Raw genomic sequence first — 17,474 nt, 5'->3', positions numbered from 1 at the left:
CGATGGAATTTATTCAATATATGATACAAAACAAAGAACAGATTTTATCTCTGGTGACAGAACATATCGAACTCACCGCCATAGCAGTGGGCTGCTCTATTCTCGTCGGTGTCCCTCTCGGCATCCTGATCAGCTATGTGAAGAACTTAAATAAACCGGTTCTTGGAGTCGCAAATGTAGTGCAGGCGATCCCAAGCATGGCGCTTTTGGGACTGTCCATTCCTCTGTTAGGAATTGGTACCCTGCCGGCTGTTGTGATGGTTATTATTTATTCCCTGCTTCCCATCATAAAGAATACCTTTACCGGTATTAACAGCATCAGTCCGGAAATGGTGGAAGCGGCCAAGGGAATCGGATTAACAAAAGCACAGGTGCTGTTTAAAGTTAAAATACCTCTGGCCCTGCCGATCATCATGGCAGGTGTGAGGATTTCTGCGGTAACTGCAGTGGGGCTTATGACCATGGCTGCATTTATCGGTGCCGGAGGACTCGGATATCTGGTGTTTTCAGGAATCCGTACGGTCAACAATGCCCAAATCCTGGCAGGGGCTATTCCGTCCTGTATCCTGGCACTTCTGGTAGATTATCTCACAGGGCTGATTGAAAAGCTTGTGACGCCGATCAGTCTGCAGCAGGGATATGAAGGTTCAAAAGAACAGTTAAAAAGAAAGAGAAGACGCCAGAAAGGTGTCCTTGTACTGGTAGGAATTCTGGTAGCTGCCATCATGGGCAATTCGATAATTGCAAGCTTCAGGGGAGATGATAAGAGGATTGCCATCGGAAGCAAGGATTTTACGGAACAGCTGGTACTCTGTAACCTGTATGCCGATGTGATCGAGGATAAAACAGACATTAAAGTGGACCGCCGAGAGAATCTGGGCGGAAGCGAAGTCTGCTATGAAGCCCAGGACAAAGGCGAGATCGATATGTATGTGGAATACACAGGTACCGCATATATGAATATTTTAAAGGAAAAATCCACGGATGACATGGATAAAGTCTACAGGACTTTGAAGAAATATTTTAAGGAAAAGAACAATTTTGAAGTCCTGGATCAGACGAAGTTTAACAATACCTATACACTGGCTGTGACCAAAGAGACTGCAAAAAAATATAATCTGAACAAAATCAGCGACTTACGGGGAGTCGGTTCAGAACTGAGTATCGGGTCCACTCTGGAGTTCCTGAACCGTGCTGACGGAATCCCCGGATTGTGTAAAACTTACGGTTTTAAGTTTAAGAGCGAAACAGGAATTGACGGCTCACCGAGATATACGGCTTTAGAAAATAAAAAAGTTGATGTGGTAGATGCTTTTGCCACAGACGGTCTGTTAAAGAAGTTTAAGCTGAAGGTGCTGGAAGATGACAAAAAATATTTTCCGCCATATTACGCAGTGCCGGTCATCAGAGAAGATACACTTAAAAAATATCCGGAACTTGAGAAAGTTATCAATGAACTGAGTTCTGCATTGACCAATGAAGCCATGATGGAAATGAATTATGAAGTAGATGAACTTGGAAAGGAGCCGAGAGAAGCGGCACATGATTACCTTGTAGAACAGGGAATTATTGAAAAATAGAAGATCATAGAGAAGCGCCTGCAGATTTCCTGCAGGCGTTTTATTTTTCAAAGCTGCCAATGTTATAAATATGGGTAGAATTTTGTCTCCCGTTATGCTAATATGACTAGGTATGTTATCAAATAGAATGAATGAGATAACGGCTCAACTCAAGAAATAAGGAAAGAGGAAGATAGAATGGCAAGCAGCATAGAAAAGGAAATCGGACGAAGGAGGACCTTTGCGATCATCTCTCACCCGGATGCGGGCAAGACAACACTTACAGAAAAGTTTCTGTTATATGGGGGAGCGATCAACACGGCAGGTTCGGTAAAAGGAAAGGCCAACGCAAAACATGCAGTTTCAGACTGGATGGAAATTGAAAAAGAGAGAGGAATCTCTGTGACTTCCTCTGTTCTTCAGTTTGAATACGATGACTACTGCATCAATATCCTGGACACGCCGGGACATGAGGACTTTTCTGAGGATACCTACCGGACTCTGATGGCTGCGGACTGTGCGGTGATGGTCATTGACGCGTCCAAAGGTGTGGAGGCACAGACGATCAAATTGTTTAAAGTCTGTGTCATGAGGCACATTCCTATTTTTACTTTTATTAATAAAATGGACCGGGAGGCAAAAGATACATTTGAACTCCTGGATAATATTGAAAAAGTGCTCGGGATTGACACCTGTCCGGTCAACTGGCCGATTGGATGCGGAAAAGAGTTTAAGGGAGTTTATGAGAGAAACAGCAGAGAAATCCTGGGATTTGAATCAGTATCCACAGGCGGTTCCAAGGAGGCGAAAGAGACCATCGTTTCCATTGATAACGGACAGGCTGAGCAGATGATAGGAGAGGACTTCTATGAAAATCTTATGGAAGAGATTGAACTCCTGGACGGTGCATCCCAGCCTCTCGATATGGAAAAGGTCCATAAGGGTGAGCTGTCCCCGGTATTTTTTGGATCTGCGCTGACGAACTTTGGTGTGCAGCCGTTTCTGGAGCATTTCCTTCAAATGACCACAGCGCCGCTTCCGAGAGTATCAAAAGGGACAGAGATCGCTCCTGCGGAACATGATTTTTCCGCTTTTGTTTTCAAGATTCAGGCAAACATGAATAAAAACCACAGGGACAGGATCGCTTTTATGAGGATCTGCTCCGGTAAATTTGAAGCCAATATGGAAGTAAAACATGTACAGAGCAAAAAGAAGATGCGCCTTTCCCAGCCGCAGCAGATCATGGCACAGGAGAGGAAAATTGTAGAGGAGGCCTATGCCGGAGATATCATCGGGGTATTTGATCCGGGGATCTTTTCTATTGGAGATACGGTCTGCATGCCGAAAGACGACTTTGAGTATGAGGGAATCCCTACGTTTGCGCCGGAGCATTTTGCCAGGGTCATTCAGCTGGACTCTATGAAGAGAAAGCAGTTTGTAAAAGGTGTGGAGCAGATCGCCCAGGAAGGTGCCATTCAGATATTCCAGGAACACCAGGCCGGTTTTGCCGAAATCATAGTGGGAGTCGTCGGAACCCTGCAGTTTGATGTGTTAAAATACCGTCTGGAGAATGAATACAACTGCGAGATCCGTCTGGAGCCGCTTCCGTACCAGGCGATCCGCTGGATTAAGGACGTCAAGACAGACATGAATAAATTAAAAGGCGTTGCAGAGGTAAAGAAAGTCCGGGATATGAGAGGAAATCCCCTTCTTTTATTTAAAAACGAATGGGGCATCCAATTTGTTCTGGACCGCAACGAAGGACTGGAACTGGTGGAATTCAGCAAAGAGTAGACAAAAACAGTTGACAGGATCAGATTTTGATTGTATGATATTAAGAGTTGTGAGAAACAACAGGAACAAGAAAGAAGAGTATCCACTCTCACCTTAGCACCGGAGTGACTTGGGTTAATATTTAAGAAATTGATTCTATAATCATGCTTGAATGTAAAGTGGATAGTCTGACTATCCACTTATTTTTTATGGAGGTGTAACGTTATTAGCGATTTAATGATCAATGGACAAATCAGAGACAAAGAAGTGCGGCTGATCGGAGAAGATGGATCACAGTTAGGGATTATGTCCGCAAGGGAAGCTCAGAAAAAAGCTGATGAGGCTGAACTGGATTTGGTGAAGATTTCTCCGAAAGCGAAACCGCCTGTGTGCAAGATTATCAATTACGGAAAGTATAAGTATGAACTGGCCCGCAAGGAGAAGGAAGCGAAGAAGAAGCAGAAGACTGTTGAGGTGAAAGAGGTTCGGATGTCTCCGAACATCGATACGAATGATCTGAATACAAAGATCAGCCATGCCAGAAAGTTTTTGTCTAAGGGTGCCCGCGTTAAAGTAACGCTTCGTTTCAGAGGAAGAGAGCTTGCCCATGTAAATTCCAGCAAGGGAATCCTTGATGAGTTTGCAAAAGCTTTAGATGACGTAGCGACCGTTGATAAACGTCCTAAATTTGAAGGCAGAAGTATGATTATGTTTTTAGCACCTAAGAACTAGTGCCAGGAAGAAAGAAGAAAGTACAAGGAGGAAATTATCATGCCAAAAGTAAAGACATGTAGAGCAGCAGCAAAAAGATTTAAAAAGACAGGAACAGGAAAATTAAAAAGAAATAAGGCATATAAGAGCCATATCTTAACAAAAAAATCTCCTAAGAGAAAGAGAAATCTTAGAAAATCTGCAGTGACAGATTCTACAAACGCAAAAGTAATGAAGAAGATTTTACCGTATTTATAAGATAGAATATTGAAGGAGGTACTATAAGAAATGGCAAGAATCAAAGGCGGAATGAACGCGAGAAAGAAACATAATAAAGTATTAAAGCTGGCAAAGGGTTACAGAGGTGCCAGATCAAAACAGTATAGAGTTGCAAAACAGTCTGTTATGAGAGCTCTCACATCTTCTTACGCAGGAAGAAAACAGAGAAAACGCCAGTTCAGACAGTTATGGATCGCACGTATCAATGCAGCTGCAAGAATGAACGGTTTATCTTACAGTAAATTCATGCACGGATTAAAGTTAGCGGAAGTTGACATCAACAGAAAGATGCTTTCTGAGATGGCAATCAGCAATCCGGAAGCGTTTACAGCACTGGTAGACGTTGCAAAAGGAAAATTAGCGTAAACATATCATTTGATTTTACGGCCCTTGCGGCTTTCAGATGCCCTTTCTGCGGGATACAGTTTTTATACTGTATCCCGCAGGAAGGGTGTTTTTTACATTAAATACCTCCGTTTGACATGTTTCTCTACAATGTTACAGAATATGCGTATTTATTACGAAACTATTACGAAGTTATTTAAAAAGTATTGACATGGAGGCTGGGCGTGTTATAATAACACCTGTAACAACGATCTTAACAAAATTGTAACATTTAGAATTTGAGGAGGAAACATGATTATCAAGAAGATGAAACTGTCCGCCGCAGTAGTGGCCATGGCAGGTATGATATTGACATCGGCTCCTGTAAATGCGGCACCAAAAGAAACAGCGAAGCCGGCAGCGGAGGACCAGAAAAAAGAAAACAACCAGGAGCAGAGCAAGTATGCCGATAAAGTAGTTGCGAAAGTAAAGAGCTCCTCTACTTTGAACATAAGAAAGAAGCCGAATACAGATTCCAAGATTTTAGGAAAGATGAAAAGAGGAGCACTCGGGACCATTGTAAAAAAAGGTACAGAATGGACTAAAGTGAAATCTGGGGATGTGATCGGTTATGCGAAAAATGACTATCTTGTCTTTGAAGACGATATACAGGCGTTTGCAGAGAAAAATATTAAGAAGGTTGCAAAAGTCACCACAGAGACTCTCAGGGTCAGGGAAAAAGCTTCTAAAAACGCTGATGTAGTGACATTAGTCTCTCAGGATGAAACTTATAAGGTGAAAAAACATAACAGTGACTGGGCAAAGGTAAAAGTCGATGGTGAAACCGGATATGTTTCAAAAGATTATGTGGATGTAAAATATAAATTTAAAAAAGCAAAATCTATGAAGCAGATCGAGGCAGAGCGCCAGGCAAAGCTGGAAGCAGAAAGAAAAGCCCGGGAAGCCCGGGAACAGCAGACTGTTCAGAACTCAGTCCAGTCATCAGGAAGCAGTTCCGCAGACACGCAGAGCACCGGAAGCAGCCAGAGCAGGGAATCGATTCCGGCATCTGCAAGCGTTTCAGGAACATCTACAGGAAAAAGAGTGGCGAACTACGCACTGCAGTTTGTAGGGAACCCGTACCGCTACGGCGGAAACAGCCTCTCGAACGGAATCGACTGTTCCGGATTTACACAGCAGGTCCTGGCCAAGTTCGGATACAGCATCAGCAGAACGTCCAGTTCACAGGCCTCTGAAGGTGTCGCAGTTTCCACAAGTAATCTCCGTGCAGGAGATCTTATCTTTTACGGAAGCGGCGGAAGCATCAACCACGTAGCCCTTTATATCGGCGGTGGACAGGTTGTGCATGCAAGTAATTCAGCTCCTTATCCAAAAGGAGGAATCAAGGTCTCAAATGCATTCTACCGGACTCCTGTATGTGCAAGAAGGATCATCCAGTAACAAAAGAATATACAAGAATAAAATTAATTTCCCGGAGACTTCGGTTTCCGGGATTTTTAGATTTATTAAAAAAATCTGAATTTATCTCTGAGAGTTGCAAAATTATGACAGCCGATGTATCATGGGTAATATATAAGGGGGGTATTATCGTGAATAAAGCTTTAAGAAAGGCCGCAGGTGTTTTATGTATGGTCATTCTTACTCTGAGCGTGTCGGTGCCGGCATACGCCGTGGAACCGGATAAAGCAAAGGACACTGCTGAGACTTCATCATCCAGTGCTTCAGAAACAGAGACAGAGGCGACCACAGAAGAACAGACGGCAGCACAGGAGCCTAAACCTACAACGGCTTCAGAAAAGCCTGCCACAGAGAAAAAGGGGGACAAAGCAAAGACAGAAAAAGTACATAACAAGAAGAAAAAGAGCAAGAAGAAACTAAAAAAGAAAAAAGATAAGAAGAAAGAGAAAGAAAAGAAGATCGTCGCTCCGGAGGAGTCTGTTTCCGTCAGATCAGAGACAGCTCTTGCCAGAGAGGAAAAATTAAAAAGACAGCTCTTGAGGGAAGAAAGCCTGGAGCAGAGTCTCATTCATGCGGATAAGTTAAAGGAAGAGATCCAGAAGTTTTATCAGGCACTGAATGAGCAGAGCGGCAGTGTGGCAATTCCGGGTGTAGTGGCATTGACCGGGGTGAAGAAGGACGTGAATGACACTCAGATCGGCCACAGAGTCAATCATTTGCTTCTGGAACTGTCAGTAAAGACCAAGAACGGTTATCTCAAAGACATCGCAGAAAACTATAATTTCGATGTAGCCGGTGAAGTGAAGGTGGCGGATGTCATTGAAGATGAAGAGACGATCCAGTTAAAGCAGTATTTGGACCAGCAGATTTTAAACTGCGACAAAACACAGGAGCAGAGGCTGAAGGAACTAAAAAAGAGCGGGAAAAAGATAAGGTCACTCAAGAAGCAGATCAAAGAGCTGAAGGCGGATAAGCCCCGCGTATTTGATCCGATGAATCTTCTGAAGAAAAGTAACTTGTCAGTGGAAGAGATTCGTCTGATGCTGAAGGGTTCCGCTCTTGAAGAACAGGCTCCCGCATTTTATAAGTGTGAGAAGAAATATGGGGTCAATGCAGTCGCTGTGATGGGCATTGCTATCCATGAGAGCGCCTGGGGGACCAGCAGGCGTGCCAGGGAGGACCACAACCTCACAGGCTACGGGGTCACATCTGACAGCGCCAAAGGCATCAATGCGCCGACTAAGGAAGAGAATCTTCTGATGACTGCCAAACTGCTGAAAGAAAAGTATCTGGTCAAGGGAGGGGCTTATTATCACGGCCCCACAGTAAAAGGAGTCAATCAGTGCTACTGTGTTGGGAACACATGGGCCGGCTATGTGACCAACCGATGCTATGAGATCATGAAAAGATTATAAAGATTCTGACGAATCATCGTCGAAGGGACGGTATTTTATACGCCACCTTTCGACGACTTTTTTTGCCCATTTTTCTCTTTGCCTGTATTGGAACAATGACAGGAACAGAGAAAGAAAGATGAGAAAAGTACACAGAACCCAGACCTTAAATAAGTATTTTTTGTCCATAAAATTCACCTTTTAAACTATGTAAATGATTTTTATTTATATAAGCTATTCTAACAAAAACAAATAACGGAGACAATAGAGACAGAAAAATGTATTTTAAAAATAGAAAATATTTATGTAAGCAGGAGTTTGTTGCTCTCGATTCATAAATATGTAAGAAGTGGAGTAGTGTATGAAAATGAATTATGAAGCGCTGGGACGGAAAATAAAAGAAGTGAGGAGAAAACAGAACATGACTCAGGAGTATTTAGCTGAGAAAGTTGATCTGTCGGTCAGCCATATTTCAAATATTGAAACGGCAAAGACAAAGGTTTCACTTCCCACGTTGGTTGAGATCAGCAATGTATTAGGAGTTTCTGTGGACTACCTGCTGATGGACAGTTATCAGTCACCGGAAATGAAAGAGGATATTTTTGTGAAAGAGCTTGACGCGGTGATTGAAAACTGCGGGCCGAGAGATAAAAAGATTGTATTGGAGATTTCCAGAAAGCTTGCGGAATTGTTAGACGGTGAGTAGAAAGATGGATGGGCAGACAGTTCTCGATGTGAGTCAGGGGAATATTCGGATCACAAAAAATGGGGCCACCGGGGCAGTCTTGCACAGAATAAGACAAGCCTGAATCCGAAAGGATACCGGATCACAGGTACGACAACTTCCAATAACATCGAAGTGCTGGAAGGAGTAGAGACAGATAGATGTCACGATCACTTTGGTCGGGGAGAATCAGCTGACCTGCAATTCGGGTACAGTGTGAATATGCAGGGATAGAAGACCATCGTTGCAATAGTTCCCGTGGATCGCTTCTTGCAGAAGGAAATCCGGACATATGGCTTATAGGAGCTATCGGCAGCACTTTAAGAAATGTTGCGGATAAGAAATACTGTGATCGTTGCCTAGGGCGATGAGACGACAGGAATGCCAGGCATCGGATCAGCAGGGGGCAATGGAAAGGTATTCAATGTCACAGCGGCACCGGATTTCGGATATCAGGAATATATCCAGGACGGGACTTCCCTTACAGATTACTCCTTTGTGGATGGCACACCGTTTAAAGAGAGCACCGCGATCCAGGTCGGAAAGTTTTATACGAAACTCTATTTCGGACCATTTCGTGATACCAATGAGATCGAAAAGTGGATGCAGGAACAGCAGAAAATTTTCAATAGTTTCAGGCGTGTATGTAAAAAAGTACAAGAAAAATTAAAAAAAGACTGGATATTTTCTTTGGAATCGTGTATTATTAATCATGCTTGAGACATGCAGAAGTGGCGGAACTGGCAGACGCGCTGTCTTCAGGCGGCAGTGGGATTACTCCCGTGAGAGTTCGAGTCTCTTCTTCTGCATTATAAGTAACGGTTAAGTTCGATTACAGAACTTAACCGTTTTTTTATTTCATAGGAAAGTTCTACGACCTTCCCTATGAAATAAAAACGCTCCGCGGGTTGTGCACAGATGCGTAAGGAAATTATTTGCCTGCGGCAAATTGCATCTGGCACGCAAAGTTGTCAAGCCTCTCAAAGAGTGAGGGAGGGGTTGGGGCGTTGAAGTGGGCTTGCCCACTTTGTTCCAAAGAAGATTGCTTCGGGTCACCGATCAGATTTTAGATGCACGGATAGGAAAGATCAAGACATTTAATACAGAATGTAGGGCTGTTGCAGAATAATAGATTTTGCAGCAGCCCTGTTATTTGTTTGTTATACCTGAGGTTTCTGCTCTTTTTTCACAACCTTGCTTAGAATAAAGGAAAGAACGATACACAGAGCAGCAGCGGCCATTGCATATGCCCATGTCATGTTATAACCGGTTCTTCCATAGTTATCCATCCAGCTTCCGACCAGAGTATACATGAACATATCAGGCATATAGCCAAGTGCGGAAGAGATACCGGAGACACGGCCACTGAGCTCAAGCGGAATGCCCGCGTCCTGATGTACTGCGAAGTATTGGCTTCTCACTGCATAGATAAATATAAATCCGATACATCCGCCGACGATTACTTTAATACGTGAGTGCAGCTTATCAGCAAGGAAGCCTCCGACGATACCTCCGACACCCTGGAGTAGATACCGAATACCGCCCAGAGTGGCAGCTGTTGTTGCGGTAAGTCCATAGAACTGCTGAGCGTATGTTGTAACATATCCGATCAGACCGTTTATTACGCATAACTTTGGGATTGTATGGTTTTTGCCTTGTTTTTTCTGAAATAGTGCCCCCCTGTTAGAGAACGGGGGCACATACAAGGCTCGCAGTCTCGCCCAGCCGTCAAAGGACGGAAATGCTTTGTCATCCAAGCCTGTTTTTCCCTTTTCTAACAAGTACCATTTCAATCATTATTCATATTTACGGGCTTAATCAGATAGGTTTTACTTTTTGAATGTTCTTATATTTCATTCTATTGTGCTTATTCGATTACAAGAACATAGTAATTCTTATATGCTTATTTGTCAATATCTTTTTTTGCCTTTAAAAGCCATATTAGGCGTGATAGACTTATAACAGTGAAGATATAATGAGATATGGAGGGCTATGCGATGAAAATAAGCCATTTAGGAAATAATATACAGACCATAAGAAAATTCAGAGGAATGAAACAACAGGAGCTTGCGGACAAAATTGGTATCAATATGCAGAGCCTTTCCAAGATTGAAAGAGGGTTGAATTATCCTGCTTATGATACGCTGGAAAAGATAATGGAAGTGCTGGACGTAACACCGAACGAATTGTTATCGGGGGAATGGAAATATGCCAATCAAGCAGAAAAGGAAGTCTGCCAGTTTCTAAGAGCGGAAGAACGTTTAAATGCAGAACTGAAACATGGACATTATGATAACTTCTTTGACAGCGAAGAAGAATGGCTGGAATATGAATTAGAACAGCTACGCAAATATATTACAGATTACATCAGCGGAAAGAACATGGAAGCGTCTGACCTTTACCCAATCAAAGAATTTATCCAGCATTTGAAGTTTCAAAAAATGTTAGACCGTTATGATGATTTATACAGCATGGATATGTTCGGGGAAAGCACAGAGGGACACAAGTATAAAACACCTTACTATGCTGTAAAAAGGATAAATCCAAATTTAAAAGAAGATATGGAACTGTTATCGCAGTTACCGTGGATAACAGGCAAATTTGATTTATGGTAAATCAGACAAAGGCAACGCAGGTATCGCAGTTTGAGCTAGTGCTACATAAAGATAATAACTGGAAGATTGTAGAATAACATAGTAAAAGGCAGGTACACCGTGTCGTGGTTATCTGCCTTAGTTGTTATCTATTTTAAATTGTTTTTTTAGAATGTCCTTTAAAGCAAAATATTCTGATGGAAGCTTATTCATAGCAATCCACATATGAATCGATGTATATTGCAAATCTTCAATATAGAAGCTATTGATATTTTGTTTATCTGCTAAAATATACTTTGGTAATAATGATATTCCACCGCCCATAGCAACGGTATTAAGAATTGCTTCTACAGTATCTAATTCAATTATCATTGGTGACTTCGATTGATGTAAGTTCCACCAATCCAAAAGAGCTTTTCTGTAGGGGCAGGACTTGATATTATTTATGATAATTGGATATGTAAAAATATCATTTATGGAATTGCAGGAGCATGGAGTTGCCAGCATTAAATTGTCTTGAAATTCCAAAATCCGCCTACCTTGTGTAATATTGTGGGTACTGTTAGTGATTATACAATCTAATAGTCCATTAGATAGACTCTGGTCTAATTCGTCTTGATTTAGTGTAGAAACTGACAATGACACATTTGGAAACTGTTTTTGATATTCAATGATACATTTGGGCAATAAATAACCAGCTATTGTCTGCGTTGTGCCAATTTTTAAAGTTTTAGGATTGTTCTGAAAAGATTGTAAGGTCTTATCGAGTAAAGAGATTATCTTTTCTGCTTGATACAGTAATTTTTCTCCATCTTTTGTGAGGGTTACGCCTTTGCTATGGCGAATGAATAGTGTCGTGTTTAATTCACCTTCCAGTTTTTTGATATGTGCAGTTATATTAGATTGAACATACCCCATATTTTCCGCAGTTTTCGATATTGATTTTGTATAAGCAACTTCCCTAAATATTCTAAGTTCCAGACTTTCCATAATAGCACCTCCAGTATTATTTAAAATGATATCTATCATCATTTACAACTATTATACACATAACGAACTAATATGTATAATTAAATTGAAATTTGAAGCAGGATAGATAGGAGGATAAAATAATGATTGCTATGCAATATAAGATTTCACTACCAGATAACTACGACATGAACATGATTAGACAGCGAGTAGCTGATAATGGACATAGGACGGATGGCTTTCAAGATTTAATATTTAAAGCATATCTCATATCTGAAAAAAGAGATTCTTCAAAGAGTTGTAATGAGTATTCTCCACTATATGTATGGCAGAATAATGATGGCATGAACAAATTCATTTTTGATGGTTACTATGATAATATTTTAAGTTCATTCGGTTGGCAAAAAATAAATATAGGTATTCCAATAACATGTTGTTTGGGAAAAGACTTTAATCTGTCAAAGTTTGCTCTTGAAATTGAACATGAAATTACACCAATGGAACAAATGAAAGCTATAAATTTTTCATTGGAGAAAGATGACTGTACAAGTAAAGTGTTAATATACAATCCAGACAAATGGAAATATGTAGAATACTATTTCTATAAAGATAGACCTATTAAAAAAACTATTGGAAAAATTTATTCAATTTTGCATTTGTCACAATAAAATATGTTTTGAAATATTGAATACTTAAATATGCAAAAAAACAAATGCAACTGGCTATGTGGCTATATCTACTAAAAAGCTATGTGATAGGTTGGGATTAAATTTAAACATTACTTCTAAAAGGCATGAATACACAAGGTTGACAAACTATACAGTTACGATTAAACGATACCAACGGGATTGAAAATTTCGTGAAGAACTTTGAGAAGTCCTATTACACATGGAGCAACAGCAACGAAGCTATTGAAGCAAGGACGCAGGCAATCAGCGGTTATCTGACAAAGGAGTTGTAGGACTTGAATGTAGATACTATCAAAACGGATATACCGACCAGCTCTGCGGTTACAGATGTGATTGTGTGGAATATCGAGCAGTCGGGAACGGACACTTTTTCTGCTACCTACGAAGTAGATCAGCAGATAAAAGAGGGCGACCAGACAAACAATGTAACAGCAACCTATACGGTAAAAGTCCATGGGGATGCTGACGGGGATATGGTAATCGTTCAGAATCCTACCCTTTCCTCAGCAATCGCAAAATCAGACTATGAATCAAAGACACCAGAAGCCGATAACAGCGTGGACGCAGATACAATCAATAACGCTACCGCTTTTCTGGAAACTTTCTTTAAGCTGTATCCAACAGCCGCAGAAAAGGAGCTTGCCTACTATGTATCGGGGAATGTGCATGAGCCTATCGGCAGGAACCATGTATTTTCGGAACTGGTAAACCCTATCTTTACAAAGAACGGGAATTGAAAGATTGTAAGGTAACATGAAAACGGGTTTGTATCATAACTGTGGTGTGCAAGCCCTTATTATATTGAAGTATAAATTAACAATAATTATAATTAGGTACATGAATGGAGGGATAAAATGTTCAAAATTGGTGAGTTTTCAAAATTGACACAAGTTTCTACTCGAATGTTGCGTTATTATGATGAAATGGGTTTGTTAAAGCCTGCTAAAATCGATTCATTGACTGGATATCGTATGTATTCAGCAGAACAAATCTCAACTTTAAATAGAATCATATATTTGCGTGATAGTGGCTTCAATGTTGCTGAAATTGCATTAGCCCTCAATTACAGTAATATTGCCATTATAGAACAGCTTGATAAAAAGTCTATTGAAATTATGGATAATATACAGAAAGAACAAGAAAAATTAAAGAAAATTGAGATTGCTAAAAAGGAATTGTTACATGGCAAAAGTGAATTGTATTTTAACATAACCATAAAAGAGATACCGAGTTATTGTGTTTTATCTTTAAGAAAAGAAATACCAGATTATTATTACGAGGGCGAGCTCTGGAAAGAACTTTCTGCTTTTGCTAAAGAAAATAAAATAGATATTGCTGATGAAACGTTCTCAATATATCACAATGTGGAATATAAAGAAAAAGATGTTGATGTAGAATTATGTGCATTTGTAAATAAAATAGGAAAAGATACTGGCGATTTTAAGTTTCGTTTTACCGAACCAGTTTCTATGATGGCTTGTACTATGGTATATGGAGATTTTTCTAATATTTCTTATGCTTATCGTTCATTTGCTAAATGGCTTCAAGAAAACAGTCAATATAAAATGAAAGGTTCAAGCCGTCAAATAGTTCATCGTGGACCGTGGAACGAGAAAAATCCAGAGAACTATCTAACAGAAATCCAAATTCCTTTAGAAAATCTCTTGTAAAAAATGATAATCTGCCTTGACTTTAACATGGTGTTAAGGTTTATCGTTTATTTAGCAAGAAGAAAACGGAGGAAAATACAATGACAACTTATAAAGTAAATTCAATAGGTACTATCTACAACAATGAAAATAGTGCTTTCATTCAACTTGAAGCACCATATATTCCAGCATTAAAGGAATTAGACGGATTTAGTCATATCAATGTTTTATGGTGGTTTAGCGATTTTGACAATGAGGATTTCAGAAGCGTATTGGAAACAGACCAGCCTTATAAAAAAGCTCCAGAAAAAATGGGGATTTTTGCAACAAGGTCGCCAGTACGCCCAAATCCGATTGCATTATCAGCAGTAGAAATTATCAATATTGATTATATAAGTGGGCTGATAAAAATTGCTTACATTGATGCTAATGACAAAACGCCTATCTTGGATATTAAACCATACACGCCGAGTTTGGATAGAGTGGAAAATCCGCAGGTTCCAGATTGGTGTAGTCATTGGCCTCATAGCTTAGAAGAATCTGCTTCTTTTGCATGGGAAAACGAATTCAATTTTTAAGGAGTAATGAACCATGAGTTTGCAGGAGTACATTTTTGAAAAACCAGTAATTGAAACAGAACGCCTTATTTTAAGAACAATGAATAAAAGTGATATTGATGATTTGAAAGAATGGATTAGTGATATTTCTTTATATGAGTATTGGGGCAAGCGTCCATCAAAAAGCGAAAAAAATCCAGAAGTACTCTTTAATAAGCCAGAAAAAGCTACTAAAAGTTTTCATTGGGGAATTGTCCATAAACAAGATAGCAAAGTGATTGGTGAAATATGGATATATCTTATTGAAAATAATAGAATGGCAAAAGTGGCTTTCAGACTTTCTAAGCAATATCAAGGTAATGGACTAATGAGTGAAGCGTTGAAAAGCGTAATTGAATTTTGTTTTTTAAAAACAGAATTACAAAAATTATGGACAGATGTGCATATTTTAAATCATGCTTCTTATAAAACATTAGAGAAAGTAGGTTTTCAAAAAGAAGGACATATTCGTGAGGGGAAAATGGTAAATACCTATTGCGACTACTACCTATATGGGATTTTGAAATATGATTATGTCAGTAGTTATAGTGAATGAGATAGTTTTATGATAGAACTAAGAAAACGGGATATTAAAAAAGTCTTGAAGGCTGGTGGTATGTCATGGCTGACGTTCGGGCTAATATAGAAGCTACTATTGATGAAGCTATGAACAGTACAGACCCAGAGGTGCAGGCAAATTTCAAGAAGTATTTCGGAAATAAACGCCCTACACCAGAAGAATATATTTATATCTTTATCAAGAAGACGAAAGTTTAGAATGGTACAATCGCTTTAAGGGGGATTGTGTATGAAGTGTTTTAAGCAATTTACCAAAAACTCAAGAACAACTTAACAGCAATCCATGCACTACTACAACTGAATATTTTAATATCTTAGTTCATACAGACTATATGTTTTGTGTGGGCTTTTTTCTTACTCTCTTTTCCGTATTTTCCAAAGGTATAGACGGTATTTCCGTTTATATATTTCAGCGTTTGCGGAAAGGGGGTGAGATTATGAACACATCTTCTTTTGAGCATATCGTTAGAATACAGTTTAATGCTTTGATAATGACTGTTACCAAACGTACAATAAAAAGCAAGAAAAGACAGTTTGCAAGACGTTCTAAGCGTGAAGTTTTGTTCTGTGAATTGTCAGATATGAAACAGCTTGAATGTGGAACAACAGATAACTATTCTTGTGATTATATTTCTTTTGAAGTCTTGAATAATACAATCCAAGTATCAAATGAGAAACTTGCTGTTGCTTTACATAAGTTATCAGAGAAACAGCGTGATGTAATCTTATTACGCTATTTTCAAGGCATGAGTGACCAAGGCGACTGATGAAAAATCTTGTCTTGGAATATAACGCACTCCCTCACACCCTTATCGCTGGTGGGATTGGCGGTGGTAAAACATACTTTCTGCTAAATCTCATTGAAGCCTTGTTACAGACCAATGTCGTCCTTTCCAATCTGCACACGGTACATGAAACAGAAACAATTTCTATTCAACCGCCATAGAAAAGGAGCTTGCCTACTATAATCCCAAAGCGCAACCCCTATTTCATAGGGATAGATGATTTCAATATACCAACCGAACATTTCACGCAAAATTAGAAGCATTTGGAATGACACAGAGCATGTCAAGGGTAGCGAAATGTATTATAAGATAATGGCATTGTGCGACAAGCCGTACAAATATTTTTCGTGTATACTGTAACTATAAAAAAAAAGGAGGTACTGATATGTACGCATATGAAAATATTGAAATGTCATTAAATTACATTGAACAACACTTGAATGAGAAAATTGAAACAGAGAAACTAGCAAAGATTGCCTGTCTATCTACATTTTATTACCAGAGACTATTTAAAAAATTAGTCAAGAAATCAGTTCAAGAATATATTAAACTTCGTCGTTTAGCAATGGTAATAACAGAATTAAATAATTCGGAGGAAAGAATATTAGACATAGCTTTAAAATATGGATTTTCAGACCATGCTAATTTCACCAGGGCATTTAAAGAAGTTTACCATATTACTCCTGATGAATACAGAAAGAGCGTTCCTATGTTAAATACATTTGACAAGCCAGAACTTTCTTCTCATTATGTTTTGATTGATGAAAATGTCCCACTGATTGTAGGGGGTATTGTTCTGGAAATTCAAAGGAAAACATTAAAAGCAAGCGAAACGTATTTTGGTTTTAAAAAAGCAGTAAATGTCGATGAACAGATTCCCCCTGGAAAAAGCACGGGAATTGATATTCCGGGTCAGCTATGGCGTGAGTTTCATGCAAAGAAAATGCAGACCGAAAATGTTGTTTTTAACAACAATATTGAACTCGGCGTGTCTCATTCGGCAAATCCAGATAAAGGAACGTTCCTTTATTTTGCGGGAGGTATGGTTTCATCAACAGATGTATGTCCTAAAAATATGGTACAACATACATTACCAGCAGGTGAATATGTTGTATGCCGAATTGAGGCAGAATCTTTTGATAAACTTGTTACTACTGCTTTAAATCAAGCAAATAAGTATCTGTTTGAAACTTGGCTTCCAAATCATAAACTGGTTACAAAGCCGTTCATGGCAGAAAAATACTACAAGGAAAATGCAGATTTTAGTTATATGGAAATTTGGGTAATTCCTGTGGAAATAGGAAATGCTGAAAAGGAATTATCCAATGTCAATGGAAATAAAACAGAAAGTCTATAAAGGAGAGTGTAGT

Annotated in this window: 18 protein-coding genes, 1 tRNA gene and 2 pseudogenes; 19 read left to right on the top strand and 2 right to left on the bottom strand. The window is 39.5% G+C overall.

Features of this window, described 5'->3' with window-relative positions:
• Nucleotides 1–2 precede the first annotated feature (2 nt).
• The 10 genes from CI597_RS00320 to CI597_RS00275 all read left to right on the top strand — a co-directional run bounded on the left by CI597_RS00320 (nt 3) and on the right by CI597_RS00275 (nt 9,052).
• Complete coding sequence (locus CI597_RS00320) at nt 3–1,580, top strand: glycine betaine ABC transporter substrate-binding protein (protein WP_024726866.1); 1,578 nt, start codon at nt 3–5, stop codon at nt 1,578–1,580.
• Nucleotides 1,581–1,757: 177 nt separating this feature from the next.
• Entirely contained in the window at nt 1,758–3,353 is a 1,596-nt protein-coding gene (locus tag CI597_RS00315; RefSeq protein WP_024726867.1) for a peptide chain release factor 3, read from the top strand.
• Nucleotides 3,354–3,569: 216 nt separating this feature from the next.
• The gene (gene infC / locus CI597_RS00310; protein ID WP_006569065.1) at nt 3,570–4,064 is read left to right on the top strand and encodes a translation initiation factor IF-3; all 495 of its coding nucleotides are present in this window, start codon (nt 3,570–3,572) and stop codon (nt 4,062–4,064) included.
• Between the two features lie 39 nt (nt 4,065–4,103).
• The gene (gene rpmI, locus CI597_RS00305) at nt 4,104–4,301 is read left to right on the top strand and encodes a 50S ribosomal protein L35 (protein ID WP_006569064.1); all 198 of its coding nucleotides are present in this window, start codon (nt 4,104–4,106) and stop codon (nt 4,299–4,301) included.
• Nucleotides 4,302–4,331: 30 nt separating this feature from the next.
• Complete coding sequence (gene rplT, locus CI597_RS00300) at nt 4,332–4,688, top strand: 50S ribosomal protein L20 (protein ID WP_006569063.1); 357 nt, start codon at nt 4,332–4,334, stop codon at nt 4,686–4,688.
• A 270-nt stretch (nt 4,689–4,958) separates the two neighbouring features.
• A complete protein-coding gene (locus CI597_RS00295) occupies nt 4,959–6,107 on the top strand; it encodes a C40 family peptidase (protein ID WP_024726868.1) in 1,149 nt (382 codons plus the stop codon).
• 149 nt (nt 6,108–6,256) lie between these two features.
• Complete coding sequence (locus tag CI597_RS00290) at nt 6,257–7,540, top strand: glucosaminidase domain-containing protein (RefSeq protein WP_158221709.1); 1,284 nt, start codon at nt 6,257–6,259, stop codon at nt 7,538–7,540.
• Between the two features lie 340 nt (nt 7,541–7,880).
• A complete protein-coding gene (locus tag CI597_RS00285; RefSeq protein WP_095142856.1) occupies nt 7,881–8,225 on the top strand; it encodes a helix-turn-helix domain-containing protein in 345 nt (114 codons plus the stop codon).
• Nucleotides 8,226–8,624: 399 nt separating this feature from the next.
• On the top strand, nt 8,625–8,963 hold the full coding sequence (locus CI597_RS18280) for a hypothetical protein (RefSeq protein WP_024726871.1): 339 nt from the start codon (nt 8,625–8,627) through the stop codon (nt 8,961–8,963).
• 5 nt (nt 8,964–8,968) lie between these two features.
• Nucleotides 8,969–9,052, top strand: a tRNA-Leu gene (locus tag CI597_RS00275).
• A 351-nt stretch (nt 9,053–9,403) separates the two neighbouring features.
• Here CI597_RS00275 and CI597_RS00270 read toward each other — a convergent pair.
• Nucleotides 9,404–10,000 (bottom strand): hypothetical protein, encoded by a 597-nt coding sequence (locus CI597_RS00270; RefSeq protein WP_024726872.1) that lies wholly within the window; start codon nt 9,998–10,000, stop codon nt 9,404–9,406.
• Between the two features lie 225 nt (nt 10,001–10,225).
• Between CI597_RS00270 and CI597_RS00265 the strand changes: the two genes are divergently transcribed.
• Nucleotides 10,226–10,858 (top strand): helix-turn-helix domain-containing protein, encoded by a 633-nt coding sequence (locus tag CI597_RS00265; RefSeq protein WP_024726873.1) that lies wholly within the window; start codon nt 10,226–10,228, stop codon nt 10,856–10,858.
• 117 nt (nt 10,859–10,975) lie between these two features.
• Here CI597_RS00265 and CI597_RS00260 read toward each other — a convergent pair whose 3' ends face one another.
• Nucleotides 10,976–11,827 (bottom strand): LysR family transcriptional regulator, encoded by an 852-nt coding sequence (locus CI597_RS00260; RefSeq protein WP_024726874.1) that lies wholly within the window; start codon nt 11,825–11,827, stop codon nt 10,976–10,978.
• A gap of 122 nt (nt 11,828–11,949) precedes the next feature.
• On the opposite strand from CI597_RS00260, the gene CI597_RS00255 reads away from it, so the two are divergent.
• The 8 genes and pseudogenes from CI597_RS00255 (at nt 11,950) to CI597_RS00215 (ending at nt 17,461) form a co-directional block, all read left to right on the top strand.
• The gene (locus CI597_RS00255; protein WP_024726875.1) at nt 11,950–12,474 is read left to right on the top strand and encodes a DUF4865 family protein; all 525 of its coding nucleotides are present in this window, start codon (nt 11,950–11,952) and stop codon (nt 12,472–12,474) included.
• A gap of 143 nt (nt 12,475–12,617) precedes the next feature.
• A pseudogene (locus CI597_RS00250) lies at nt 12,618–13,229 on the top strand (conjugal transfer protein); the annotation flags it as partial.
• Nucleotides 13,230–13,349: 120 nt separating this feature from the next.
• Entirely contained in the window at nt 13,350–14,165 is an 816-nt protein-coding gene (locus CI597_RS00245) for a MerR family transcriptional regulator (RefSeq protein ID WP_024726876.1), read from the top strand.
• An 80-nt stretch (nt 14,166–14,245) separates the two neighbouring features.
• A complete protein-coding gene (gene tsaA, locus CI597_RS00240; RefSeq protein ID WP_024726877.1) occupies nt 14,246–14,722 on the top strand; it encodes a tRNA (N6-threonylcarbamoyladenosine(37)-N6)-methyltransferase TrmO in 477 nt (158 codons plus the stop codon).
• Between the two features lie 13 nt (nt 14,723–14,735).
• Entirely contained in the window at nt 14,736–15,296 is a 561-nt protein-coding gene (locus CI597_RS00235; RefSeq protein WP_024726878.1) for a GNAT family N-acetyltransferase, read from the top strand.
• A gap of 9 nt (nt 15,297–15,305) precedes the next feature.
• Nucleotides 15,306–15,517 (top strand): annotated as a pseudogene (locus tag CI597_RS00230) (hypothetical protein).
• 239 nt (nt 15,518–15,756) lie between these two features.
• Nucleotides 15,757–16,086 carry an RNA polymerase sigma factor gene (locus CI597_RS00225; protein ID WP_024726879.1) on the top strand — a complete coding sequence of 110 codons (330 nt, stop codon included), beginning with the start codon at nt 15,757–15,759 and terminating at the stop codon, nt 16,084–16,086.
• A gap of 403 nt (nt 16,087–16,489) precedes the next feature.
• Nucleotides 16,490–17,461 carry an AraC family transcriptional regulator gene (locus CI597_RS00215; protein WP_024726881.1) on the top strand — a complete coding sequence of 324 codons (972 nt, stop codon included), beginning with the start codon at nt 16,490–16,492 and terminating at the stop codon, nt 17,459–17,461.
• Nucleotides 17,462–17,474: the final 13 nt, after the last annotated feature.

It is taken from the genome of Anaerostipes hominis (ex Lee et al. 2021) (assembly GCF_002270485.1).
Lineage (GTDB): Bacteria > Bacillota > Clostridia > Lachnospirales > Lachnospiraceae > Anaerostipes > Anaerostipes hominis.
The sequence above is the reverse complement of the archived record's forward strand: the minus strand, read 5'-3'. Positions and strand labels throughout refer to the sequence as shown.